Annotated in this window: 23 protein-coding genes and 1 pseudogene; 6 read left to right on the top strand and 18 right to left on the bottom strand. The window is 74.7% G+C overall.

All coding sequences use genetic code 11. The annotated features are described in order from the left end of the window. From ABD343_RS18015 to ABD343_RS18040, 6 genes and pseudogenes are all read right to left on the bottom strand, one after another. A pseudogene (locus ABD343_RS18015) lies at positions 1-357 on the bottom strand (hypothetical protein); the annotation flags it as partial. Between the two features lie 267 nt (positions 358-624). Beyond that, positions 625-1,623: a hypothetical protein gene (locus tag ABD343_RS18020; protein ID WP_344529339.1), complete on the bottom strand. Its 999-nt coding sequence runs from the start codon at positions 1,621-1,623 to the stop codon at positions 625-627. A 95-nt stretch (positions 1,624-1,718) separates the two neighbouring features. Beyond that, positions 1,719-2,516 carry an ABC transporter permease gene (locus ABD343_RS18025; protein ID WP_344529342.1) on the bottom strand — a complete coding sequence of 266 codons (798 nt, stop codon included), beginning with the start codon at positions 2,514-2,516 and terminating at the stop codon, positions 1,719-1,721. Continuing rightward, the gene (locus ABD343_RS18030; protein WP_344529344.1) at positions 2,513-3,553 is read right to left on the bottom strand and encodes an ATP-binding cassette domain-containing protein; all 1,041 of its coding nucleotides are present in this window, start codon (positions 3,551-3,553) and stop codon (positions 2,513-2,515) included. Before ABD343_RS18030 ends, ABD343_RS18025 begins: the two co-directional genes overlap by 4 nt. Positions 3,554-3,698: 145 nt before the next feature. After that, positions 3,699-4,949 (bottom strand): cytochrome P450, encoded by a 1,251-nt coding sequence (locus ABD343_RS18035; RefSeq protein ID WP_344529346.1) that lies wholly within the window; start codon positions 4,947-4,949, stop codon positions 3,699-3,701. A gap of 120 nt (positions 4,950-5,069) precedes the next feature. Next, positions 5,070-5,324: a WhiB family transcriptional regulator gene (locus ABD343_RS18040; RefSeq protein WP_344529348.1), complete on the bottom strand. Its 255-nt coding sequence runs from the start codon at positions 5,322-5,324 to the stop codon at positions 5,070-5,072. A 203-nt stretch (positions 5,325-5,527) separates the two neighbouring features. Between ABD343_RS18040 and ABD343_RS18045 the strand changes: the two genes are divergently transcribed. Further along, the gene (locus ABD343_RS18045; protein ID WP_344529350.1) at positions 5,528-6,247 is read left to right on the top strand and encodes a class I SAM-dependent methyltransferase; all 720 of its coding nucleotides are present in this window, start codon (positions 5,528-5,530) and stop codon (positions 6,245-6,247) included. 42 nt (positions 6,248-6,289) lie between these two features. Here ABD343_RS18045 and ABD343_RS18050 read toward each other — a convergent pair whose 3' ends face one another. Further along, positions 6,290-7,393, bottom strand: coding sequence for an NADH:flavin oxidoreductase/NADH oxidase (locus tag ABD343_RS18050; protein ID WP_344529352.1), 1,104 nt, complete (start codon positions 7,391-7,393; stop codon positions 6,290-6,292). Positions 7,394-7,481: 88 nt separating this feature from the next. Between ABD343_RS18050 and ABD343_RS18055 the strand changes: the two genes are divergently transcribed. Continuing rightward, positions 7,482-7,826, top strand: coding sequence for an ArsR/SmtB family transcription factor (locus ABD343_RS18055; RefSeq protein ID WP_344529354.1), 345 nt, complete (start codon positions 7,482-7,484; stop codon positions 7,824-7,826). A gap of 22 nt (positions 7,827-7,848) precedes the next feature. On the opposite strand, the gene ABD343_RS18060 is transcribed toward ABD343_RS18055, so the two are convergent. Together ABD343_RS18060 and ABD343_RS18065 are read right to left on the bottom strand one after the other, a co-directional pair. Next, positions 7,849-9,294 (bottom strand): S1 RNA-binding domain-containing protein, encoded by a 1,446-nt coding sequence (locus ABD343_RS18060; RefSeq protein WP_344529356.1) that lies wholly within the window; start codon positions 9,292-9,294, stop codon positions 7,849-7,851. Between the two features lie 633 nt (positions 9,295-9,927). Next, a complete protein-coding gene (locus tag ABD343_RS18065) occupies positions 9,928-10,191 on the bottom strand; it encodes a hypothetical protein (RefSeq protein WP_344529358.1) in 264 nt (87 codons plus the stop codon). Positions 10,192-10,429: 238 nt separating this feature from the next. Here ABD343_RS18065 and ABD343_RS18070 point away from each other — a divergent pair, with 238 nt between their 5' ends. Beyond that, on the top strand, positions 10,430-11,323 hold the full coding sequence (locus ABD343_RS18070; protein ID WP_344529360.1) for an MHYT domain-containing protein: 894 nt from the start codon (positions 10,430-10,432) through the stop codon (positions 11,321-11,323). On the opposite strand, the gene ABD343_RS18075 is transcribed toward ABD343_RS18070, so the two are convergent. Next, positions 11,278-11,619 (bottom strand): hypothetical protein, encoded by a 342-nt coding sequence (locus ABD343_RS18075; protein WP_344529362.1) that lies wholly within the window; start codon positions 11,617-11,619, stop codon positions 11,278-11,280. The genes ABD343_RS18070 and ABD343_RS18075 overlap by 46 nt on opposite strands. A gap of 186 nt (positions 11,620-11,805) precedes the next feature. Here ABD343_RS18075 and ABD343_RS18080 point away from each other — a divergent pair, with 186 nt between their 5' ends. Beyond that, the gene (locus tag ABD343_RS18080) at positions 11,806-12,579 is read left to right on the top strand and encodes an alpha/beta fold hydrolase (RefSeq protein ID WP_344529364.1); all 774 of its coding nucleotides are present in this window, start codon (positions 11,806-11,808) and stop codon (positions 12,577-12,579) included. A 51-nt stretch (positions 12,580-12,630) separates the two neighbouring features. On the opposite strand, the gene ABD343_RS18085 is transcribed toward ABD343_RS18080, so the two are convergent. The 4 genes from ABD343_RS18085 to ABD343_RS18100 form a co-directional block, all read right to left on the bottom strand. Beyond that, a complete protein-coding gene (locus ABD343_RS18085) occupies positions 12,631-14,448 on the bottom strand; it encodes a hydroxysqualene dehydroxylase (protein WP_344529366.1) in 1,818 nt (605 codons plus the stop codon). 425 nt (positions 14,449-14,873) lie between these two features. Beyond that, a complete protein-coding gene (locus tag ABD343_RS18090) occupies positions 14,874-15,317 on the bottom strand; it encodes a carboxymuconolactone decarboxylase family protein (RefSeq protein WP_344529368.1) in 444 nt (147 codons plus the stop codon). Between the two features lie 81 nt (positions 15,318-15,398). Then, positions 15,399-16,319 (bottom strand): RNA polymerase sigma factor SigJ, encoded by a 921-nt coding sequence (sigJ, locus tag ABD343_RS18095; protein WP_344529954.1) that lies wholly within the window; start codon positions 16,317-16,319, stop codon positions 15,399-15,401. Positions 16,320-16,402: 83 nt separating this feature from the next. After that, positions 16,403-16,675 carry a hypothetical protein gene (locus ABD343_RS18100; protein WP_344529370.1) on the bottom strand — a complete coding sequence of 91 codons (273 nt, stop codon included), beginning with the start codon at positions 16,673-16,675 and terminating at the stop codon, positions 16,403-16,405. A 403-nt stretch (positions 16,676-17,078) separates the two neighbouring features. On the opposite strand from ABD343_RS18100, the gene ABD343_RS18105 reads away from it, so the two are divergent. Further along, complete coding sequence (locus ABD343_RS18105; RefSeq protein ID WP_344529372.1) at positions 17,079-18,593, top strand: DHA2 family efflux MFS transporter permease subunit; 1,515 nt, start codon at positions 17,079-17,081, stop codon at positions 18,591-18,593. A 4-nt stretch (positions 18,594-18,597) separates the two neighbouring features. Here the strand turns inward: ABD343_RS18105 and crcB are convergent, their stop codons facing one another. From crcB to ABD343_RS18120, 3 genes are read right to left on the bottom strand one after another with little or no spacing between them, the layout of a single operon-like run. After that, positions 18,598-18,972, bottom strand: coding sequence for a fluoride efflux transporter CrcB (crcB, locus tag ABD343_RS18110; RefSeq protein ID WP_344529374.1), 375 nt, complete (start codon positions 18,970-18,972; stop codon positions 18,598-18,600). Beyond that, a complete protein-coding gene (locus ABD343_RS18115) occupies positions 18,969-19,316 on the bottom strand; it encodes a DUF190 domain-containing protein (RefSeq protein WP_344529376.1) in 348 nt (115 codons plus the stop codon). Before ABD343_RS18115 ends, crcB begins: the two co-directional genes overlap by 4 nt. Further along, on the bottom strand, positions 19,313-19,789 hold the full coding sequence (locus tag ABD343_RS18120; RefSeq protein ID WP_344529378.1) for a fluoride efflux transporter FluC: 477 nt from the start codon (positions 19,787-19,789) through the stop codon (positions 19,313-19,315). The genes ABD343_RS18115 and ABD343_RS18120 overlap by 4 nt, the downstream gene beginning before the upstream one ends. 214 nt (positions 19,790-20,003) lie before the next feature. Between ABD343_RS18120 and ABD343_RS18125 the strand changes: the two genes are divergently transcribed. Further along, positions 20,004-21,749, top strand: coding sequence for a hypothetical protein (locus tag ABD343_RS18125; protein ID WP_344529380.1), 1,746 nt, complete (start codon positions 20,004-20,006; stop codon positions 21,747-21,749). Here the strand turns inward: ABD343_RS18125 and ABD343_RS18130 are convergent. Continuing rightward, positions 21,730-23,877, bottom strand: coding sequence for a tetratricopeptide repeat protein (locus ABD343_RS18130; RefSeq protein ID WP_344529382.1), 2,148 nt, complete (start codon positions 23,875-23,877; stop codon positions 21,730-21,732). The two genes, ABD343_RS18125 and ABD343_RS18130, sit on opposite strands and share 20 nt — an antisense overlap. Between the last annotated feature and the right edge of the window lie 5 nt (positions 23,878-23,882).

A 23,882-nucleotide genomic window follows, 5' to 3' on the forward strand; every position in this document is an offset into this window, starting at 1 on the left:
CGGAGTCTCCCCGTCCGTCCCGTGATCGTGCACCGCCACGATGTGCGGACTGTCCAGCGCCGCCGCGGCACGGGCCTCGCGCTGGAAGCGCCCCTGCAGCTCCTCCTCGCTGGTCTCCCGGCCGGAGCCGCTGGAGCCGCCGGAGCCGCCGGTGCCGCCGGAACCGTCGGTGCCCTCCGTGCCGTCGGACGGGCTTCCCTTCGTCTTCGATCCGGCCGTCGGCCGCGCGGGCGTGAGCAGTTTGACCGCGACCTCGCGGTCCAGCTCGGCGTCGCGCGCCCGCCAGACCTCCCCCATACCACCCGAACCGAGCAGCTCCAGCAGCTCGTACCGCCCGTTGACACGTCGTCCCCGCACGCCGTCCCCTCCCCGTGTGGATCACCCAGAGGGTAGCTCGCGCGGCACATCCCGCGCCGGACAGCCCTCGGGTCGCTCGAAAGCATGACGTTTCCCTGGTCCCGAACGCACCGGGAGCCGCGTGACGGGAACAGGTACGTGACTCTTCCGACACACCCCCGACGCAGGAGGCACGGATGTCCGAGCAGGGCGCACGGCCCGGTCCGGCCTCGGCCAACCAGGAGCTGGGGCACAAGATCCTGGGGTATCCCGTCGCGCAGTCCCTCTTCACGGTGAACGAGTTGGGCGTCCCCGACCTCCTCGCCGACGGGCCCCGGGACGTGGCCCGGCTCGGCCCCGTCGACCCAGGGCGTGAGCCAGGGCGTGGCGCGGGCGGCGGCGGTGAACCGTTCGGGGTGGCGCAGTTCGCGCAGCGCCGGGTCGCCCGGCGGCACGGTCAGCACGACGGAGTGCGTGCCGTCGTCCCCGAGATGCATGTAGGCGGCGTAGTGGTCCCGGACCCCGCCCGCGACGATGCCCCTGTTGAGCGCGCCCGGGAGGGGGGCGGGGTCCGGGGCGCCGGTAGAAGCGTGTGCAGACGGCGAGGTCGGAGCGGTGTTCGAGATCGTCGCGCACGGGGATGCCCAGGTCCGTGAGCCATGTACGGGCGGCGGCGCGGCGGCGGCCCGTGGCGTCGATCACGGCGTCGGCGGGCACGGAACGGCCGCCCTGGACGACCACGCCCATCGCCCGTACGGGCCGCGCGGGCCGCCGTTCGATCCGCAGTCCGCGCACGGTCGTGCCGTGCCGGATCTCGACGCCGGGCGCCGCGCGCGCCGCCCGGTAGAGGGCCAGCTCCAGCGACGTACGGCGGCACCCGAGGGCGACCAGTTCCTCGTCGCCCTTCCTGCGGGCGCGGTCCCCGATGCCGACGGGCATGTTCTCGGTCAGGTCCACGAATCCGGCGCCCGCGCGCAGCACCTCGTCCAGGACCTGCGGGGCGTGGGCACGCAGCACCTTGACGCCGAGGCCCGTCAGATTGTGCGAGTGCGCGGCCTGCGGCACGGTCGGCCGGTACCAGCGTTCGGCGGCCGGTGCGAGGGGGCCCTCGGGCGGGGGCGGGCTCCGTTCCAGGACGACGGCCCAGTATCCGGCGGAGCCGAGGGCGAGTGCGGTGGCCGGCCCGGCGAAGCCGCCTCCCGCGATGACGGCGTGGGCGAGGACTCCTTCGCGCGACTCCCTCCCCGCGGCGTGCGGGCACTCGTCGTGCGTCCACGCCGCCCACACTCGTGTCGCCCCCGCCGAGCCGCCGCCCGGAACAGTCGTCCGGGTGACGCGCGTCCCCGCCCGCCGGGGACGCGCGTCCGGTCGTGCGGGACGGGCTACGCGGACCTCCGGTAGGCGCGGAACGCGCGCGTCGAGAGGAGAGCCGTCGCCAGGGCCGCCGCCGCGAGGAGCGCCAGGCGGATGCCGACGACGGACGGGTCCGGGTGCGCCCCGTTCGCCTCGCGGGCCGCGGTGACCGCCCACTCCACCGGGTTGTACGCGGCGACGCGGGCGACCCAGTCCGGCGCGAGGTCCAGGTCCATCACGGCCGGGCTGAGGAACATCAGCGGCAGGGTGGTGAACTGGGAGAGCGCGATCAGCGTCGCCTGTTGGCGGGTCAGCAGCGCCACGGCGCCGGAGAGCGCCGAGAAGAGCAGCGCCAGCAGCGTCGCGGCCAGCACCGTGACGCCGACGCCCGTGACGCCGCCCGCGAAGCGGGCCCCGGCGAGCAGCGCGAGGGTCACCACGACCAGGCTCTGGACGACGGTCTGGAGCGCCTGGTGGGCCAGGGTCGCGGCCACCATGGCGCCGCGGCTCGCCGGGGAGGCCAACAGCCGGTCCAGCACGCCGCGTTCGATGTCCTGGAGGTACGCCGTCCCGGCCCAGGCGCTCGCGAACAGCGCGGTCATCATCACCACGCCGGGCGTCAGGAACTCCAGGAACCCGCCCTCCCCGCGCGCGAATCCGGGCAGGTCGGCGACCGCCCGGAAGAGCTGCCCGAACAGCAGCAGCCAGATCGCCGGCTGGACGAGCCCGATGACGAGGAAGGCCGGCATCCGCCACAGCCCGCGCTGGAGGCGGCCGGTGAGGAGAAGGGTGTGGGCGAGCCCGGTCGGTCCCGTTGCCGTCGTCATCGCGCGGCCTCCAGGGTGTGACCGGTGTGCCGCAGGTAGACGTCGTCGAGCGAGGGGCGGGCGAGCGTCGCGGAGGCGACGGCGACGCCCGCCTCGTCGAGCGCGGCGAGGACGGGCGGCAGGGCCCGCGCGCCGTCGTCCGTACGGCCCCGGACGGTGGTGCCGTCCACGGTGATCTCCCGTAGCCCCGGCACCCGTTCGAGGGCGGAGAGGGCGGCGCGGGCGGCGCCGGTGCGGGCGTCGGGGGCGGCTCCGGCGCGGGCAGCGGGGGCGTCGCTGCGGGCGTCGGCGGCGAGTTCCACGTGCACCGCGTCCCCGCGCAGCGCGCTCTTCAGCGCGTCCGGGGTGCCCTCGGCGACGACCGTGCCGTGCGCGACGATCGCGAGCCGGTCGGCCAGCCGGTCGGCCTCGTCGAGGTAGTGCGTGGTGAGCAGCACGGTCATCCCCTCGTCCGCCGCCATCCCGGCGATCTCCCGCCACATCTCGCTCCGCGCGCGGGGGTCGAGGCCCGTGGTCGGCTCGTCGAGGAAGAGCACGGGCGGGCGGTGCGTCAGCCCGAGGGCGACGTCCAGCTTCCGCGCCATGCCGCCGGAGTACGTGCGTACGGGGCGGTCCGCGGCGTCGGACAGGCCGAACCTGTCGAGGAGTTCGCGTGCCCGCGCCGCCGCCGCGCGCCGCGGCATCCCGTGGAGGCGGCCCGCGAGCAGCAGGTTCTCCGTCGCGGTCGCCATGGGGTCCGTGCCGGGCTTCTGCGCGACGTATCCGAGGGCGCGCCGTACCCGGTCCGGTTCCTTCGCCACGTCGAGGCCCGCGACACGGGCCGTGCCCGCGTCGGGGGACGTGAGCGTGGCGAGGATCCGCACCGTGGTCGACTTGCCCGCGCCGTTCGGGCCGAGGAGCCCGAAGACGGTTCCGGGCGCGGCGGAGAAGCTCAGCCCCCGCAGCGCTTCGACGGGGGGTTTGTTCCTGCCCGCCGAGTAGTTCTTGACCAGACCGGCGGCTTCGAGAGCCGCCTCTTCCCGTGGCACAGCAACCATCGCCGCACACCTTTGCCAGAAGCGGTGTGACTCCCACCTTCCCGGCGCCATGGGGCGCGAGGAGGCTGATCGGCGAGGGCGGGAAACCCTACGGTGAGATGTCGCGCAGGACGTTAACAAGGACGCGCGAGAGTGCGCAACGCGCTCAGACGGCCACCGGCGTACGGACGTCGGTGACGCGGAAGCCGCTGGCGGGCCGTGCCGGGACGCGCCGGAGCGAGATCGTCAGGTCCTGCGGCGGCACGGTGCACTCCAGCCGCGCGAACCGGGTCGCGAGGGCGCTGACCAGCGCCGTCGCGAGGTCCTCGCCGGGGCACCGGTGGCCGGTGCGGGGGTCGCCGCCGCCCTGCGGGATCAGCTCGTCGCGCGCGGGCGGCCGCTCCAGGAACCGCGCGGGGCGGAAGGTGTACGGGTCGCCCCACAGCTCCTCGTCGTGGTTCTGCCCGTAGACGTCCAGGAGGACGAGCCCTCCGGCGGGGACCCGTTCGCCGTGCCAGGTCAGGTCGGTGGCGGCCACTCCGCCGAGGAACGGCACGAACGGGTAGAAGCGGCGGACCTCGTGCGCGTACGCCGTCGCGAACGCGGGGTCCTCGGCCTCCAGCCGCTCCCGGTGCTCCGGGCGGCGGTGCAGCGCGTGCGCGGCGAACGCGACGAGCCAGCGGACGGCGACCGTGGGCCTGAGGACGTTGAGCAGCTCGACGGCGGCCGTCCGCGCGTCCAGCGGCCGCCCGTCGGCCTCGCGGTGCCGGACGGCCCGGTCGAGGAACGAGCCGTCGGGCGCGAACGCCGTGCCCGCGCGCACGTCCTCCACGAGCCGCGCGAGCCGGGACTCCTGGCGGCGGCGGGCGCGCCGGGCCCGCCAGTGGCGCGGGCCGGGGGAGGCGAATCCGTCGACCATGGCCACCAGGTCGCCCGCCACGGCACCGGCGTCCTCCTCCGCCAGCGGGACGCCCGTCCAGCGGTGGACGGCGCGGGTGAGCACCTCGCCCGCCTCGTCGAGGAGCACGACCTCGGGGCGCGCGGCCCAGGAGGCCACGGCCTCGTCCCAGGCCGCCAGGACTTCCTGGGTCAGGTCCGCGACCCGTCCGGCGTCGAGCAGCGGCAGGAACAGCTCCTTGCGGGCCCGGTGCGTCTCCCCGTCGAGGGTGTGGACGGCGCCCCGGCCGAACAGGGTGTCCAGAACGGGCCCCGGCAGGGCGCCGTGCCGCAGGACGTTCCGCTCGTCGTAGAAGAACCGCACCGCCTCGGGGCCCCGGACGGCGAGCGCGGGCCTGCCCAGGACGCGGGTGCGGAGGGCGGGCCCCGCGCTCGCGCGCATCCGGTTCGGCAGCCAGGCGTACCCCTCGGCCAGCAGGAACGGGGAGCGGTCGGTCACGGTGCGGAGCAGAGTGTTCATGGCGCCCGAGTGCCCTCACGTGCCCGGCGGACACTCCGCTTCGGCCCCGGTTCCACCCCGGTCCGGCCCGTTCCGCCGAACACCGGGCGCCGGGCGCCGGGCGCCGAACGCCGGGCGCCGTCACCTGTCCGCGTACCGCCGCGTACGTTCCGCGCGCCGGGCCAGCTCCCGGCGCTCGTTCTCGCAGGTGCCGCCCCAGACGCCGGACGTCTCCCCCGCGCGCAGCGCCCAGTCCAGGCACTCCTGGATCACGGGGCAGGTGCGGCAGACCGCCTTCGCCCGCTCGCGCTGGAGCGCCCCGGGCCCGGACGACCCCACGGGGAAGAACAGGTCCGGGTCCATCCGCGCACACGCAGCGTGCTGCCGCCAGTTCATCGGTCCCTCCTCGGCGAACGATCGACCGCTCCGGCCACCGCCCGCGAGTGCCCCGCCCTCGCGCCCTCAAGCCCTGTGGAGGGGCCCTCCCGGAGATGGAACACCTGGCCCGCAGGCTGCGGGAGTCCGGCATCCCCGCCGCGGCGACGCGACCGTAAGAGTCCCCTTGTCCTCCGGTGCGCGGGGTCGGACAGACTGAGGACATGTCCGAGGACCCCAGGCTCGCCGCGCTCTACGATCCGATGAACCCCGACCGGAGCGATCTGGACGCGTACGTCGCCATGGCCGAGGAGTTCGGGGCGCGGCGGGTCGTGGATGTCGGGTGCGGTACGGGGGCGTTCGCGTTGCGGCTCGCGGCACGCGGGGTCGAGGTCGTGGGGGTGGAGCCCGCGCCGGCCTCGCTCGATGTGGCGCGGGCGAAGCCGGGCGCGGAGCGGGTGCGCTGGGTCCACGGGGACGCGACGGCACTGCCGGCGCTGCGCGCCGACCTCGTGACGATGACGGCGAACGTGGCCCAGGAGATCACCGGAGGGCCCGCCTGGCACGCCACGCTGCGCGGCGCGTACGGCGCGCTGCGGCCGGGTGGGCACCTGGTGTTCGAGAGCCGCGATCCGGCCCGGCGTGCCTGGGAGCGGTGGAACCGCGCGGACTCGTACGCCGTGACGGACGTCCCCGGCGTGGGCGCCGTCGAGAGCTGGGTGGAACTCGTGGAGGTCGCGGGGCCGTTGGTGACGTTCCGCTGGACGTATGTGTTCGCCGCCGACGGCGCGGCGCTCACCTCGCGGTCGACGCTGCGCTTCCGCGAACGGGCGGAGATCGAGGCCGATCTGGCCGCGTGCGGCTACGAGCCGGGGGAGGTGCGCGACGCGCCGGACCGCCCGGGGAGGGAGTTCGTGTGCGTCGCGCGCCGCCCGCGGCCGTGACCTCGGACCCGCTCGGACCGTCCGGTCGCAGACCGTCCGGCCTCAGACCGCCCGGTGGTACGGCTCCGGCCAGCGCGGCTCGGCGCCGAGTTCGCGCGCGGCCTCGTTGGGCCAGTACGGGCGGCGCAGCAGCTCGCGGCCGAGGAGTACGGCGTCGGCGCGGCCCGAGGCGACGATGTCCTCGGCCTGCCGGGGCTCGGTGATGAGCCCGACGGCGCCGACCGGCATGCCGGTCTCCCGCTTGACCCGTTCGGCGAAGGGGACCTGGAAGCCGGGGGCCGGGGAGATACGGGCGTCGGGCGCGTTGCCGCCCGTGGAGGCGTCGAGCAGGTCGACGCCGCGGGCGTGCAGCTCCTTGGCGAACCGGACGGTGTCGTCGCCGGTCCAGCCCTCGCGGCCGTCCTCGGCGTTCTCGCTGAGCCAGTCGGTCGCGGAGATCCGGAAGAGGAGCGGGAGTTCGTCGGGCCATACGGCGCGCACCGCGTCGACGACCTCCAGCGCGAAGCGGCTGCGGCCCTCGAAAGAGCCGCCGTACTCGTCGGTGCGGCGGTTGCTGAAGGGCGACAGGAACTCGTTGATCAGGTAACCGTGGGCGCCGTGGATCTCGACCGTCCGGAAGCCCGCCTCGTGCGCGCGCCGGGCACTCTCGGCGAACTGCCCGACCAGTTCCCGTATCTGCTCGCGCGTCAGCTCGTCCGGCGTCGTGGACGCGTCGCTGAACGCGACGGGGCTGGGCCCGACCGGCTGCCAGCCGTGGTCCTCCCCTGGCGCGAGGGGCGCGCCGCGCCGTACCCAGGTCCGCTCGGTGGACGCCTTGCGCCCGGCGTGCGCGATCTGGACCCCGGGGACGGTGCCCCACTGGGAGAGGAAGTGGTTGATGCGGGCGAACGCCTCCTGCTGGCGGTCGTTCCACAGCCCCAGGTCGTACGGGCTGATGCGGCCGTCGGGGCGCACGGCCGTCGCCTCGAAGAGCGCCAGGCCGACGCCGCCGACGGCGCGGGAGCCGAGATGCGCGAGGTGCCAGTCGGTGGGCACGCCCTGCTCGGGACCCTCGGGGGCCGCGCTGTACTGGCACATCGGCGCCATCCACACACGGTTGGGCACGGTCACCGACCGCAGCGTCAGCGGTTCGAACAGTGCGCTCACGGAACGCTCCTCTCATCGATTCGCTTATTACGATAACGACCGTAGTACGGCACCTGTCAAACTTCGATGCCTGTCGTACGATGAGGGGGTGCCGACGACGACCGCAGTGCGCCGACTCCCGCATCCCGCACGGGAGGAGATCCGCCTCGCCACCGTGCTCCACGCGCTCTCCGACCCCATGCGGCTGCGCATCGTGACGGCCCTGGACCCGCACGGCGAGGGCGAGGGCCTCGGCGCCACCTGCTCCGAGGTCGATCTGCCGGTCTCGCCCTCGACGGTCACGCACCACTTCCGCGTCCTGCGCGAGGCAGGCGTGATCAACCAGTGCTACCGGGGCACCGCCAAGATCAACTGCCTCCGCCGCACCGACCTCGACGCCCTCTACCCGGGCCTCCTGGACGCGGTCCTGGCCGCGGCGAAGCGCGAGCTGTAGCCCCCGGCGGCGCGCGGGGCGGTCAGTCGGCCTCGGTGAGGAGGATCCGGCGGCGCTCGCGGTCGAGTTCGGCGAGCGTGACGCGGACCGCGGCGCCCGGCGTGCGGTCCGCGCCGTCCGTTCCGTCCGCGTCCGGGAGCAGGCCCTCGATGCCGGGCGCGAGGCGTACGAGGGTGCCCGGCGGGATCCTCGCGACGACGGTGCCGTTCACCGTGTCGCCCGGCCGGTGCGCGGCGGCGAACGGGTCCCACGGATCGGGCAGCAGCGCCTTGACGGACAGGCCCACGCGCTCCGCCGACCAGTCGACGTGCAGGACCTCGGCGCGGATCTCCCGTCCGACGGGGGCGACCTCGTCGACGGACTCGAAGCGCTCCCAGGCCATCTCCGGGACGCGCAGGAAGCCGAGGCCCTCACCCCGGGGGCGGTCCAGATCGACATGGACCCCGACGTCGTCGAGCCCGCTCACGACGGTGCCGGTGACGACGTCCCCGGGCCGCAACGAGCCCAGCAGCGCCCGCCGTTCGTCGGCGGGCGTACGGTCGGCGCGCCAGCGTGCCCGTACGACGCCGTCGGCATCCGGCACCAGGCCCGTGAGCAGCGCGTGCCGCGCGGGGTCGCCCAGCGGCACGAGCCCCGCGCGGCGGCCCGGGCCCTCGGGGATCTGGGCGTGGGCGAGTTCGGCCCCCATCCACGGCTCGGCGACGCGCGGGGCGCGGACGTGCCCGTCGGCGTCCCGCTGGACGAGCAGCGCGAGGCGCTCCGAGGCGCGGACGGCGGCGCGCACGGCCCGGATGTCCTCGCTCAGGTCGGGCCAGACCGCGAGCCTGGCGCGCGGCGCCAACCGGCCGCGCACGGCGTCCGCCTCCCCGTCCGCGGCGAGCCGGTGCCACCGCCGGGCGTGCCCGGCGTGCTGCTCCTCCAGCAGCACCGCGCCGCGCTCCGCGACGAGTCGGCGCACGCGCGCCCAGAACGCGTCGTCGGCGGGCGGCCGTACGTCGAGGGTGTCGGACTCCGGGTCGTACGGCGAACGCGTGGCCTTCTGTGCGCGCAGCCCCAGCGTGCGGGCCCGTGCCGCGGCCCCGTCCAGCGCGCGTGCGGCACCGACGTGGATCTCGGCGTGCTCTCCGACGTGCGCGAAGAACCCTCCCCCGCCGCGCAGTCGGCACCAGGCTCCCTCGCGCAGCACCATGGCGCGTACGAGCCCGAGGCCCGTGGCGAGCGGGACGCGCGCCCCGTCGTGGTAGCCGGACAGGTCGGCGGGGAAGAGCCCGGCGAGCCCGTTCCCGCGCCACGCGCCGCGCGTGGAGAAGGAGAAGAATCCCTCCGCCATCGGGTTGTCCAGCGTGAGTTCGTCCGCCCCGGCGTCCAGCGCGAAGCCCGCCACCGCGGCCACGCACGCGGCGGCCGTCGCCTCCCGCGAGGCGAAGTCGTGGGTACGGGGGCTCAGCCGCCAGAGGGAGGACGTCACGCACGCAGCGTACGGGCGCGAACGGACCCGGAACGGCGAATTGCGGAGGGCTCGTGAAGATCCCGTGTCCGGACGTCCTTATTGCAGCACAGCGAAGTCGTACATACACTGCGGGTCACAGGCGGTTCGCCCCGGTCCCCGGCGAACGCGCGCCGGTGGCCGACGCGGTGTCGCCATGGGCGCATTCCTGACTCCCGAAACCGGGCGCGCTCCACCCCGTGACGAGCGAGCGCCCCGGCAGCCCTTCCCCACGCCTCGGAGGGGAGGGATCGGGTCGGCCTGGGGCGCGAGGGGGGGCCTTGCCGCGCCCCGGGCCGGGTCCGACCGTCGCCGAGCCATCCGGCGGCGGTCGGACGTCACGGGCCGCGCGCGGGCGAGCCCATGACCTATCTCCTCAACTATCCCCGCCACGGCGGATATATGCACCGCCCGCGCGCGAGAAGGCGTACGAACACGCCGCCCGGGACGGGCGGCGCGCGGGCGGGGGGAGACAGTGGCCCGGGACGGGAGGAGGTGAGGGAGAGCACCCTCGCCCCAGGCCACCGGGGGCGGCGTCCTCACGGGACGCGCGGGTACGGGTGCCCGGGCGCGAGAGGCGCACACCGTCCGGATCCGGCCACCGGACGGCAGGCATCAGCCCCGGCCCGCCGCCTCGCGACCGGCACCGGCAAGGCACGCGTCCCGGTCATGGCCACGCTCCCGGTCATCGCCGCAGTCCCGCTCCCGATCCCGGCCCTGGCCCCGGTCCCGTTCGTCGTCATACGTGCCGTCGCCCCACGGCTCCTCCTCGTCGGCCAGGCCCTCGCGCAACGCGGCGAGGACCGTGCACCAGGTGACGACGAGGACCGTCAGGGAGAGCGCGAGGGCGAGGGCGAAGATCGTCAGCACGAGGTTCACGAGGCCATGATGAGGGTCGGGGGCCTCCCCCGCCGAACCGGTGAGGCCCGCAAAACCGTTCGGCGGACAGCTCGTTGGGCGCACGCATTACCAGAGGCGTCCCGCCGGAGGGGCGGCTTTGCCGGAGCACAGGACATCGCCGTGAAAAGTTGGCCGGAAATCGCCGCTAGAGTGGCCCGTGCCCTCGCGGCATCTCCGGCCAATTCCCCCCTGAGTGATCATTTAAGGGTCTTCACGCATGCAAGGCACGATCGACGGTTTCCACTACGGCCTGGTCACCCCCGTGGCCGGTTACATCATGGCGTGCCTGGGGGCCGCGCTCGGGCTGCGCTGCACGGTGCGGTCGCTGCGCACCGACCGCACCTGGAAACCGGGATGGCTCGCGCTGGGCGCGGCGTCCATCGGCTGCGGCATCTGGACCATGCACTTCATCGCCATGCTCGGCTTCCAGGTCCAGGAGGTCTCCCTCAGCTACGACGCGCCTCTCACCCTCCTCAGCCTGATCGTGGCCGTCGTGGTGGTCGCGGTCGGCGTCTTCATGGTCGGCTACCGGGGCACGGCACCGGCCGTGCTGCTCACGGCGGGCGTCCTGACCGGCCTCGGCGTCGCCGCCATGCACTACCTCGGCATGGCCGCGGTGCGGATCGACGGGCAGGTGGAGTACGACCCGATGACGGTCGCCCTGTCGGTCGTCATCGCCATCGTGGCGGCGACCGCCGCGCTGTGGGCCGCCGTCTCGATCCGGGGCTTCCTCCCGAGCCTGGGCGCGAGCGTCGTCATGGGCGTGGCCGTGACGGGGATGCACTACACCGGCATGGCGGCGGTCAGCGTGCGCGTCGACGAGATCACCGGGCCGCGCTCGGTCGGGGGCTCGCCCGCCGTGGAGATGCTGCCGATGCTGATCGGCCCGCTGAGCTTCCTGGTCATCGCGGGCGTGGTCGTGATGTTCGACCCGATGCTGATCATGGGCGACGACGAGCCGGCCCGTACGCGCGCGGGGCGGCCCGCCGCGGCGCGTGCCGCGGAGAGCCGCCCCAGGGTGCCGTCCCGGACCCCCTTCTTCGACGAGCGCTCAGCCGGCGCCGCTCAGGAGAACACCACCGACCTCACCTTGAGGCGCTCCGTCCCGTAACCGGTGTGGGGGCGCATGCTGAAGTGGTCGCCCGTGCAGTCGGGCCCGGTGAAGACCACGGCGGTGGCGTCCGTACGGTTCCTCGGCGTGTGCGCGGGCGGCGTCCACGGGGCGGCGGCCTCGGGCAGGGTCACGCACTGGCGGCTGGGCGGGTCGTGCAGGACCCCGATCCGCGGGCCGGCGGGCGAGTCGTAGACGTAGCTGAACGTGCCGGTCGCGGCGGCGGCCGGGGCCGCCAGGGCCAGAGCCAGCGCGACGGCGCCGAGACCGGTGCCCACGGTGGTGCGCAGCCTCATGAAGGTTCCCTTCTCTCAGGTGAGTTCGGGATCACGGTCGTGCGTGATCAAGCGCTCCGTTCCTGCCCCCCGCACCCTGGGCGATACGTCCGGCGCCCCGGGCTCACTCGAAGGCGTGGAATTGTCAGTGGCCCGGGATACCTTGCGGACCACTGGCTGATTCGGGAACGGCGAAGGAGCGGGGCCGTGGGGACGTACGTGCAGCTCGGTGCGGTGAGGACCTGGTACGGGGAGGCGGGCGAGGGCGAGCCGCTGGTGCTGATGCACGGCGGGCTGGTGGACGCCCGGTTCTTCGAGCCGAATCTCGGGCCGCTGGCCGAGCACTTCCGGGTCTACACCCCGGAGCGCCGCGGCCACGGCCACACGCCCGACGTGGCGGGCCCGATCACGTACGGGCTGATGGCCGAGGACACGATCGCCTTCCTGGAGAAGGTGATCGGCGGCCCGGCCGATCTGGTCGGGCACAGCGACGGGGCGTTCACCGCGATGCTGGTCGCGATGCGGCGGCCCGACCTCGTGAAGCGGCTCGTGCTGATCAGCGGCGGCTTCAACAAGGCGGGGTCGGCCGAGCCGGAGGGCACGGAGTGGGACGTGGAGGAGATCGCCCGGTTCCTCGGCCCGGCCTACGGGGAGGTGTCGCCCGACGGCGAGGAGCACTTCGAGGTCGTCGCGACGAAGATCGGCGAGATGGCGGCCAGGGAGCCCGATCTCCAGGCCTCCGAGCTGGCCGCCGTCACGGCGCGCACGCTGGTCATGTTCGCCGACGACGACCTGGTGACGCTCGCGCACATGACGGAGATGTTCGAGGCCCTGCCGGACGCGGAGCTGGCCCTCGTCCCCGGCACCTCGCACTTCCTCACCCAGGAGAAGCCCGAGCTGGTCAACCGGCTGGTGCTCGACTTCCTCACGAAGGACCCGGTCGAGACCGTGGCCCCGATCCGCCGGGCGCCCGCCGGCTGACGCGCCCGGGGGGCCGGGACAGACGTGGCTGACGCCCGACGGGGGTGGGCGTCAGCCCAGATCGAAGAGGTTGGGCAGGCCCAGCCGGTAGCGCGTACGGTCGTGCCGCTTGAGCGCCTCGATCGCCGGGGCGCGGAAGAGCGGCTCGACCGTGCACCGCTCGGCGTCCGAGCCCGCGCGCTCCAGCAGCGCGTTGACGGCCTGCCGCGCCGAGGCGTTGGCGCCCTCCATGGTGGCCAGGTCGATGTCGACGGAGACGTAGTCCCCCGCGAGGTAGAAGTTGGGCACGCGGGTCGCGGCGTCGGGCCGGTTGTGGAAGGTGCCGACGGGGTGGATCAGCAGCTCGTCCTCGTTGGTGGGGTGGGGCGTGCCGATGCCGTCGACGCCCGGGTCGAGGAACCAGGAGTGCAGGGCGCTGTCCTTGAGGACCGTCTTGCCGGTGTCGTTGAGGGCCGCCTTGAGCTGGGCCCAGACCTCCTTGGCGACCTGCTCGCGCGTGCACTCCTTGGCCGTCCTGCCGTACAGGACACCGGGCTTGTCCCACTCGGAGATGTCCACGGAGAGGCAGTCGGCCGCGTTGCCGTCGCCGTAGTCCGCGGGGAAGTCGCGGTCGGGCCAGTGGGTGGCCTGCGCGATGGCGGTGAGCGACCAGGGCGAGTCGATGCAGTTGAGGTGCCCGTGCAGGATGGGCGTGCGCTCGGTCAGATAGAACTGGATGCCCGTCATCCAGTCCGTGCGCAGCTTGTCGCAGCGGGCGAGCTGCGGGTCGGCGGCGCGCAGCTCGCGGCTCCACAGCTTCCGGGCGCGCTCGACGGGCAGGGCGCAGATGTAGTGGTCGGCGGTGACGTTCCGCCGTGTGCCGTCCGCGTCCTTGACCGCGACATGCGGCACCTTGCCGTCGGCGTACGGGACGGACTCGACCTCCCAGCCGATCCGGAAGTCGACGCCGAGGGACTTCAGGTGGTCCACCCAGGGGTCGATCCAGGCCTCGTTGGTCGGCGCGTCGAGGATCCGGTCGGGCGGGCCGTCGGCGCCGAGGCCCAGGGAGTTGAAGACGAACGCCTCACCGAGGGTGCCGACCGTGCGGGTGCTGGCCTCCTCGGCCTTGGTGGCCACGATGTTGCGGGTCACGCCGATGGCGAGGATGCGCTGGTAGTCCTTCGACATCTTCTCCGCGCGGACGAACTCCCACCAGGGCGTCTCCTCCCACGTCTTGTCGCGCCGCTCGTCGCAGCTCGTGAGGAAGACGAGAGCCCTGCCGACGAAGTACGCCGTCTCGTGCGCGGGCAGGTGCAGCGCGGTGTCGAGCAGGGCCGTGAGCATCCGCCGGATCTCGTCCGGCGTCAGCTCCGGCGGCTCCCCTCCCCCGTCCCCCAGCCAGGGCACGGGAAAGCGCAGGTCCTCGCGGCCCGTACGGGCGAACATCATCTCGCGGGGCGCGACGAGGTTGTCGAAGACGCCCTGCTTGTTCCCGGGGAAGGGGATGCGCCGCATCGTGTCCGGCAGGTTGTGGTAGATGCCCGGGATGAACCGGAAGCCGTGCTCGCCGGGCAGCGGCTTGCGCCCGCCCTTCGCGCTGTCCGGTACGTCCATGCTGCGGGCCTTGCCGCCGAGCGCCCGGCGCTCGTAGACCGTCACCGCGAAGCCGCGTTCCGCCAGTTCGTGCGCGGCGGTCAGGCCCGCGACGCCGCCGCCGAGCACCGCGACGGTGGGCGCGGCCCTGCCGCCCGGGCCGCCCGGCCCCTCCGGCGCGGCGGCGGCGGAGGTGGCCGAGGTGGCCACTCCTCCGGCCACCGCGCCGGCCGCGACCACCCCGGCCCCCGTCACGAACGTCCGTCTGTCCGTACCCGCGCCTGTTCCCCGACCCATCGTGCCCCTCCCCGGCTCCTCTGGGCTTACCGCGAGTAAGCCCCGCAGGCGCAGGAGCATATTGCGGTCACCGCCGCCCCGGAAGACACGGGGATGAGGGACGTGACGTTGGCCGAAAGTCCCTGTCCTGTATGGCAGTTGGCGGCCGTTGCGCGTCCGGCGGATCTTGACTGCCCTCTGCTGTGGCTTCTGGGCAGGGGCTGCCCCTTGCCGTGCCTTGCAGGCTGCGGGCTGGAGGCGGTTGCTCGCGCAGTTCCCCGCGCCCCTTGAGGGCACTCCCCGCAGCGCCGTGTCAGGGGTGCCCCGACAGGGGCGCGGGAACTGCGCGCTCGGCCATGGCGACGGCCGCGGTCTGCGACGCACGGCAAGGGGCAGCCCCTTGCCCAGCCCTCATCAGAGGGCAACCATGGTCCGCCGCAAACGCCCTAGTCGGCGGTGCGGGCCGGCTTCATCTCCAGGGGGACGCCCAGCCGGTTGAGGGCGTTGATGAGCGCGACCTGGACGACCAGGTGGCCCCGCTCCGCCTCGTCGGGGACCCGGGCGCACAGCTCGTCCCAGAGCGGCTGTGGGACCTGGGGGCCGCGGGTGACCGCGTCCGTGTAGGCGAGGGCAGCCCGCTCCTTCGCGTCGAACAGTTCCGACTCCTCCCACACGGGGAGCTGGTCGAGCCGGTCCTGGCGCTCGCCCAGGCTCCGGGCCTCGCGCGTGTGCATGTCCACGCAGTACACGCAACCGTTGAGCTGCGAGGCCCGGATCTTCACCAGCTCGCGCAGCCCCGCGTCGAGCGGTCCGGTGCGGATCGCGCCGTCGGCCTGGCGGAACGCCTTGTACGGTTCCGGGGCCGCCGTGCCGAGATCCATCCTTGCCATGGTCCGTGTCTCCTCGGTAGTCGTCGATGTGCTCACCAGGGAGACGAGCGGGCACCCCTCCGTGTGACGGCCTCGGGCGGATCAGATGTGGGCGAGTTTCGACGGGGTAAGCTGGCGGCGGTACGCAACGATCCGGCCGTCCCGGATCAGCGCCGTGTCGACGGCGTGTACGACGGTGTGGGCGCCGCTGTCGTGGGCCCCGCCGCCGTGGGCCCCGCCGCCGTGGGCCTCCCGGCGGAACAGCAGCGCGGGCTCGCCGCCGACCTCGACCAGCTCGACGCGGTCCGCTCCCGCTCTGCGGCCCACCCGCAGCAGGACCTCCGCGACGCGCCGCCCGCCGACGATCGGCTTGCGGGCCGCGAACACCTCGCCGCCGCCGTCCGTGACGTACACCGCGTCGGGGTCCAGCAGCCGCACCAGGCCCTCCAGGTCCCCCGCCTCGTACGCGGCGCGGAACGCGCGCAGCACCCGCTCCCGCTCGGCGCGCGGGACCGCGGCGGCCGGGGCGGCCGGGGCGGTGCCGTCCTCGCGCACGGCCGCGATCCGGCGCCTGGCGCGCGAGGCGAGCTGGCGCGCCGCGGCGGGCGAGCGGTCCAGCACCTCCGCGATCCGCGCGGCCTCCAGCCCGAACACGTCCCGCAGCACGAAGGCGACCCGCTCCGGCGGCGTCAGCTCCTCCATGACCAGCATCATCGCGGCGCCGACGGACTCGTCGACGAGCACCGGTTCCGCCGCGTCGGGCCCCGTCAGCAGCGGCTCGGGGAGCCAGGGGCCGACGTACGTCTCGCGTCGCACGCGCGCGGACTTGAGGATGTCGTACGCCCGCCGGGCCGCGACCGTCACCAGCCAGGCCCGGCGGTCCGCGACGTCCTCCAGCCGGGCCCGCGTCGTGCGCAGCCAGACGTCCTGGACCACGTCCTCGGCGTCGGCCACGCTGCCCAGCAGCCGGTAGGCCACGCCGAAGACGGCGGGCCGGTGCTCCTCCCACTCGGCGCCGGGCATGCCGGTGCCGGACGGGGTCTCCCGTTCGCTGATCACAAGGCATTCAACCAACGCCCCCGCCCCGGCCTTCCCGGCGGGCCCGGTCAGGCGGAGGACAGCCGCCGGTCGAGGTCGCGCACGGCGCGGTCGCCGTACGCGGAGCGGACCGTCGCGCCGAGGTCCCGGGCGCGCCGGGCGGGCGCGGCGGCGGGCGCCGGCTCGTGCTGGCGCAGGTGGCCCCGCGCCAGCCACACCGTGTAGAGCGGCGTCTCGCGCACCCGGCGCGGGTCGCAGCCGCGCAGCGCCGCCCGCAGCCGCTCCCGGCCCTGGCGCGGGCGCCCGAGGGCGATGTCGAGGCGGCCGACGACGATCTCCATCTCGTCCGGGGTCAGCCAGTACGCCCAGTCGGGATCCGGGCCGTCGTCGCGCCTACGCGCCTACGCGTCCCGGGCCCGGCGGCACTCCTCCTCCGCCCGCCCGGGCCGCCCTCGCCCCGTACCGCCGGACACGCGCGCGGAGCTGCGCGCGGCGGCGGGCGCGGGGCTGGCGTGACCCCGCCCCGCTGGCCCGCGTCCGCGCCCGCGCCCGCGCCCGCGCCCGCGTGAACGTCCACGTCCGCGTTCACGTCCGGGCGTATTATCCGCGTTCCGCTTTCCTTTCGCGCCCCGAAATGATCCCTCCGCGAAAGGAAGGCGGAAACGGATCCGCAGAAGGTCCCAAGAAATTGGTCCCGGAAATGTACGACGGGCGGGTTCCCACCGGAGATGGCACGCTGAATCGGTGCGCGATTCCCTGAATTCCTCCCCGTCCCCCTCCGGCGCCACGGAACACCCGCCGCACCGGTGGTGGACACTGGCCGTGATCGGGCTCGCGCAGCTCATGGTGGTGCTGGACGCCACGATCGTGAACATCGCGCTGCCCTCGGCCCAGCGCGACCTGGGCTTCTCGAACGACGGGCGGCAGTGGGTCGTCACGGCCTACGCGCTCGCGTTCGGCAGTCTGCTGCTGCTCGGCGGGCGGCTGGCGGACCTCTTCGGCCGCCGCCGGACGTTCATCACGGGCCTGATCGGCTTCGCCGCGGCGTCCGCGCTGGGCGGCGCGGCGCAGAGCTTCACGATGCTGATCGCCGCCCGCGCGCTCCAGGGCGCGTTCGGCGCCGTGCTCGCGCCGTCCGCGCTCTCGCTGTTGACGACGACGTTCACCGACCCCGGCGAACGCTCGCGCGCCTTCGGCGTGTTCGGCGCCATCGCCGGTTCGGGCGGCGCGATCGGGCTGCTGCTCGGCGGCGTCCTCACCGAACACCTGGACTGGCGCTGGACGCTCTACGTCAACGACGTCATCGCCGTGTTCGCGGTGATCGGCGCGCTCGTCTTCGTGCGCAGCCGGGTGCCGACGGAGCGGCCCGTGCTGGACCTGCGCGGCACGGTGCTGGTGGCCGCGGGCCTGTTCTGCGTGGTGTTCGGGTTCTCCAACGCCGAGACGCACGCGTGGAGCGACTGGTCGTGCTGGGCGTTCCTCGTGGCGGCCGTGGTGCTGCTCGCGTCGTTCGTGCTCTGGGAGGCCCGGGCCGAACACCCGCTGCTGCCGCTGCGCGTGCTGCGCGACCGCAACCGCTCCGCCTCGTACATCAGCGTGTTCATCGCGGGCGTCGGCATGTTCGGGGTCTTCCTGTTCCTGACGTACTACCTCCAGCAGACACTGGACTACACGCCGGTCAAGACCGGGCTGGCGTTCCTGCCGATGGTCGGGATGCTGATGCTGACCGCGCAGTTCTCGACGAACGTGCTGCTGCGGCGCGTCGGGCCCAAGCCCGTGGTGCCGCTGGGCATGGGGCTCTCGGCGGCCGGACTCGTGTGGCTGACGGCTCTCGGCCTGCACAGCGGGTACGCGGCGCACGTACTGCCGCCGCTGCTCGTGCTGGGCCTGGGCCTCGGCCTGGTGATGCCGACCGCGATGAGCCTGGCGACGCTCGGCGTGGCCGCGCACGACCAGGGCGTGGCCTCGGCCACCGTCAACACCATGCAGCAGATCGGCGGGTCGATCGGCACCGCCCTGTTCAACACCATGGCCGCGAGTACGGTCACCGACTACGCCGAGCACCACTTCGGCGAGCCGAACGTCGAGGCGGAGGCCGCCGTGCACAGCTACGCGACGGCCTACTGGTGGGCGGCGGCCTTCTTCACCGTGGGCCTGGTGATCTCCGCGCTGCTGTACCGCCGCGGCCGTCCCCTGGAGGAGACGCCGGCGCTCTCGCCGGACGACGAGGACGCGCCCGTACCGGCGGGGCGGCCGTAGCTGTTCACGCCCACAGCGCCTCGGCGCACGTGATCCCGACGAGGACCGCGCCCAGTCCGGCGACGACGCTCGCGACGGCGTTGACGGCGGCGAAGAACCGCGCCCCGCCCTCCGCCAGCCGCAGCGTCTCGTACGAGAACGTCGAGTACGTCGTCAGTGCCCCGCACAGCCCCGTCCCGAGCGCCAGGCTGACGTGCGAGGACGCGGCTCCCGCCGCGGCGGCGCCGGTGAGGGTGCCCAGCACGAGGCAGCCGAGGACGTTGACCGCGAAGGTGCCCCAGGGGAAGACCGTGTCGTGCCGCCGCTGGACCGCGCGGTCGGTGAGGAAGCGCAGCGGGGCGCCGACCGCGGCGCCCGCCAGCACGAGCAGCCAGTTCACTCGTCCCGCTCCCGTCCCGCGTAGCGGACGACCTCGACCTCGTCGAGCGTCACCAGCCCCTCCCCCACCAGCTCCTCGATCCGCGGCAGGAACGCCCGGACGCGCTCGTGCGTGTCCACGACGACGACCGCCACGGGCAGGTCCTCGCTCAGCGACAGCAGCCGCTGCGTATGGATGAGCGAGGACGCGCCGAAGCCCTCCACGCCCCGGAACACGCTCGCGCCCGCGAGCCCGTCCTTCCGGGCCCGGTGCACGATCTCCGTGAACACCGGCTTGTGGTGCCACAGGTCCGACTCGCCGGTGTAGACCGTCAGCCGCAGCGCCGGTCCGTGAAGTCTCGTCATGGCTGCCTCCATGCCCTTCGTGCCCCCGGTGCCCTCCGTGCCAGCACGCGGCGCGTCGCCGCCACCGCGCTCCACACCGCCGCCAGCGCCACCAGCGGCGTCAGTCCCAGATATACGAGCCCGGCGCGCGCCTCGCCCGCGTCCATCAGGCGCTCGGCCTCGACGGCGTACGTCGAGAACGTCGTGAACCCGCCCAGCACCCCCGTGCCGAAGAACGGCCGCACCAGCCTGTGGGCCGCCCACACGTCGCTGATCACCACCATGAACACCCCGATCACCGCGCACCCCGCGGCGTTCACGCCGAAGGTCGTCCACGGGAAGGCGCCGGGCTCGGTCGGCCAGATCAGCGAGGCCCCGTACCGGGCGGCGGCGCCGACGGCACCGCCGAGCGAGACGACGGCCACCACGGGCGCCAGGGCCCGCGCGGCGGCTCTCCGTGACGGACGGGAGGGCCGTGACAGTCGGGCTTCCATGGGCATACGTCTCCTACTCGCCGGGCGCCTCTCGGGCGCGCACTCCGCAAGCAGGGACCGTTGGCGGCACCTGTGCCGCGGTTCGGGTACGGCGGGCCCCACCGCCGCGCGACGGCCCAGGCCGTCACCGTGATCCACGATACCCGCCTGGCTATGGTTGCTCAGCACGGGACCGACGGGGACGACGCGGGCGACGGGACTACGGGAGGCAGGAATGACGACGGCGGAGCGGCCCGCCCGGATACGGGTCCCCGTGGGTGACGACGCCGCGCGATGGGCCACGCGCGGACGGTGCCACCGCGTGCTGCTCGTCGTGCACAACGTGACCTCGGCGAGCCGCCTGCTGGACGTGCTCCCGCTCTTCCACGACGACTTCCGGGTGCAGCTTCTGCTGACGTCGACGGGCTCGTCCGCCTTTCAGTCGGGAATCGGAGAACTGTTCGCGGAGACCGGACTTCCCGTCATCCCCTGGGAACAGGCGCTCACGACGAGATTCGACCTCGTCGTCTCCGCCAGTTTCGGTGGCCGACTAGGGGAATTCTCCGGCGAATTGGCCGTACTGTCGCACGGAATTGGCTACACTAAGAGGCTGGCGACACCGGACACCGGACACCGGACACCGGACACCAGACACCAGACACAGGCCCCTGTTTTCGGGCTCTCTCCCGAGTGGCTGCTCGTCGACGGGAAGCCTCTCGCCGACGCCCTCGTGCTCTCCCACCCCGAGCAGGCCGAACGGCTGCGGCGGGCCTGCCCCGAGGCGGGGGACACGGCCGTGCTGGCCGGGGACCCCTGCTTCGACCGGATGCTGGCGGCGCGCCCGTACCGCGAGCGGTTCCGCCGGGCGCTGGGCGTACGGCGCGGTCAGCGGCTGGTGGTGCTGAACTCCACGTGGAACCCGGAGTCCCTGTTCGGGGACGGCGGCGGGGAGGATCTGCTGCCGAGTCTGCTGCCCCGGCTGACGGCTGAGCTGCCCGCCGACGCGTACCGGCTCGTCGCCGTGCTGCACCCCAACATCTGGCACGGGCACGGCCCGGGGCAGATCCGCGCATGGCTGGACCGGGCCCGACGGGGCGGGCTCACGCTCATCGACCCGCTGCGCGGGTGGCGGCAGGCGCTCGTGGCGGCGGACCTGGTGATCGGCGACCACGGGGCGGTCACGTACTACGCGGCGGCGCTGGGCACCCCCGTGCTGCTGGGGGCCGCGCCCGTGGAGGGTCTCGATCCCGGCTCGCCCGCCGCCGACTTCGTGCGGTCGGCGCCGCGTCTCGACCCCGCGCTGCCGCCGCTGCCGCAGGTGGAGGCCGCGCTCGCGGGGCATGTCGCGGCGAGCGGTCCGCGCGAGTTCACGACCTCGGTGCCCGGGGAGGCGGCGGCGCGGCTGCGCCGGCTCTTCTACGGGATGATGCGGCTCCCCGAGCCGTCGTCACGGGCGCTGCTGGAGCCGTTGCCGCTGCCGCCGTACGAGCCGCCGTCGCGGACCGCGCCGCTGCGGGTGGTGACCCGGGTGCGGGACGGGGAGGTCGCGATCGAGCGGTACGCGGAGCCGGGCCTGGAGCCCGGGGCGGTGAGCGCCGGGGGCGGCGCGGCGCACACGGCCGTGCACGAGGACACCCGCGACCAGGGGGCGCTCGGTCTCGCCGACGTGCTCTTCCGGGAGGGCGCGGCCGACGATCCCCGGCTGGGCGGCCCCGCGCGCTGGACGGCCGAGGTGCTGGCCCGCCACCCGCACTGCGCGCTCGCGGCGTACGCCACGGGGCCCGGCACCTGCGTGGCCCGCCCCAGGTCGGGCCCGCTCCTGCGCCTCGCCACGGAGGGGCCGGGCGCCGACCTCGACCCGTCGGCGGCGGCCTCGGCCCTGCACGCGTGGCTGTCCGCGTACGACGACGGCGGCGCGAAGCTGCTCGTACGGACCGGGGCGACGCTCCACTCCGTGGCCGTCACGCCGGTGGAGGGCTGACGCACCTCTCCCGCAGGGCGCGGAGGTAGACGAGGTGGTAGTGGCCGCCCTCCTCGGTGAGCAGCGCGGACGCCTCATCGATGAGGGGTGGCGCCGCGGCCGGGTCTCCGGCGTCCACGGCGGTGTCCGCGAGGTCGGTCAGCGTACGGGCCGTGTTGTAGGCGTCGCCGCTGGCGCGGAAGCACCGCAGCGCGCTGTGCAGCCACTCGCGCGCCTCCTCGAACCGCCCGAGGCCGCGCAACGCGCGTCCCCGGTGCCGCTCCAGCAGGGCGTGGGCGCGCTCCAGGTCCTCCGCGCCCTCGTCGTCGGGGCCGATGGTGCCGTAGCGCCGCCCGGACTCCTCGAAGCACGCGTACGCCTCGGAGAACCGCCACTGGCGCAGCCGGAGCAGCCCGAGGAACTCGACGGCGGAGGCGTGGCCGCGTGCGTGCCCGGCGGCGCGCTCGTTCTCGGCGGCGGCGCGTGCCGCCTCCTCGGCCTCGTCCCACCGCCGCAGTTCCGTGAGGCTGTGGGCGACCTGCGCGTGCAGGGCTCCGGCAGTCCGGGAGCGGGGGAAGCGGGTGTCGGCGGTCCGGGCCGCGAGGCGGAGCGCGGGGAGCAGTTCGTCGTGGTACCCGGCCTTGAGCTGGAGCGGCCACAGGGCACGGGCGAGCAGGACGACCGTCTCGGCGTCGCCGAACTCCTCGGCGGCATGGACGGCTTGGACCAGGTTCCCCCGTTCGGCGACGAGCGCCTCGACGGCGTCGGCCGGGCGGGCGTACGGGACGCGGGGCGGCAGTTCCCCGGGGCGCGGCGGGACTCGCCAGCTCTGGGGCAGGACCGCGTGCGCGGCGTCGAGGGTGAACCGCAAATATCCGGCGACGACGCGGGTGACGGCGGCCGAGCAGCCCGCGACGCGGTCCTCGCGGACGGCGGCCTCCTCCGCGTGCGCGCGGACGGCGGGACGGTGGAAGAACCGGCCGCTGTCCGTGCGCTCCAGCAGGTGGGCGGCGGCCAGTTCGTCGAGCAGCGCCCCGGCGGCCGCCTCCCCGGCCCCCGTGGCCCAGGAGGCCGCGGCGGGGCCGAACGCGGGCCAGGGGCGCAGGGACATGAGCCGGTGGACGCGGGCGGCGTCGGGTGTCAGCGAGCGGTACGCGCTCTCGGCCGCAGCGCGGACGGGGTCGCCGGGCGGGGGTTCGGACACGGCGGGGGCCTCCGGGGGACGACGGGCCGGGGGCGCGGTCAGCTCCGGGGCGGCGGCGCGCAGGGCGAAGGGCGAGCCGCCGCAGCGGGCGAGCAGCGCGGGAAGCGCGGCGTCGGCCCGGGACACGGCCTCCTTGCCCACGAGGTCGGTCAGCAGCAGCCGCGCGTCGCGGTCCTCCAGCGGCTCCACCGGGACGGGCACGGCGTCGAGCCCGGCGAGCGGGCCCGCGGCGACGACCAGGACGAACACCCCCGGCGCCGCCGGGACGAGCGGGCGGACCTGCGCGGCGGAGTGCGCGTGGTCGAGCACGACCAGGACGCGGCGGTCCGCGAGGAGCCCCCGGAAGCTCCTGATCCGGTCCTCGGCGGACGGCGGCACCTCGGGGCCCGGCACGCCCAACTGGCGCAGCAGGGAACGCAGCGCGGTGCCCGCGTCCAGCGCGCCGCCCGTGGCGGAGCCGCGCAGGTCGACGTAGAGCTGCCCGTCGGGGAAGCGGGCCGCCTCGCGGCATCCCCAGTGCACGGCGAGCGCGCTGGTGCCCATGCCGGGGCCGCCGTGCAGCAGGGCGATCCTGGGGCGGCCGTCGGCGCGCCGGGACGCCTCGCGGTCCAGCTTCCGCATGGCTTTCTCGCGGTCGGTGAAGAAGCGGGTGGAGGACGGGAACTCGGGTCTCGGGCGCGGGGCGTGCGCGAGGTCCGGGACGCCGCGCGCGAGGGCGAGCCAGGCGCGCGCGTGCGCGGGGTCGCGCCGCACTCCGTCGTGGACGGTGTGCGCGAGGGCGTCCAGGTCGCGGGGGCCGTCGGGGGCGGGCACCTCGCGCCCGGCGATACGGCGGACGAGGCCGCCCGCCGACTCCCACGCCTGCTTCCCGGCCTCGTTGGCCATCCCCATTCCGACGGCGCCCAGCGTCGCGGTGATGGCGGTCAGGGAAAGGGGGTCCAGCATGGCGC

This window comes from Streptomyces albiaxialis (genome assembly GCF_039530985.1).
GTDB classification, from domain to species: domain Bacteria; phylum Actinomycetota; class Actinomycetes; order Streptomycetales; family Streptomycetaceae; genus Streptomyces; species Streptomyces albiaxialis.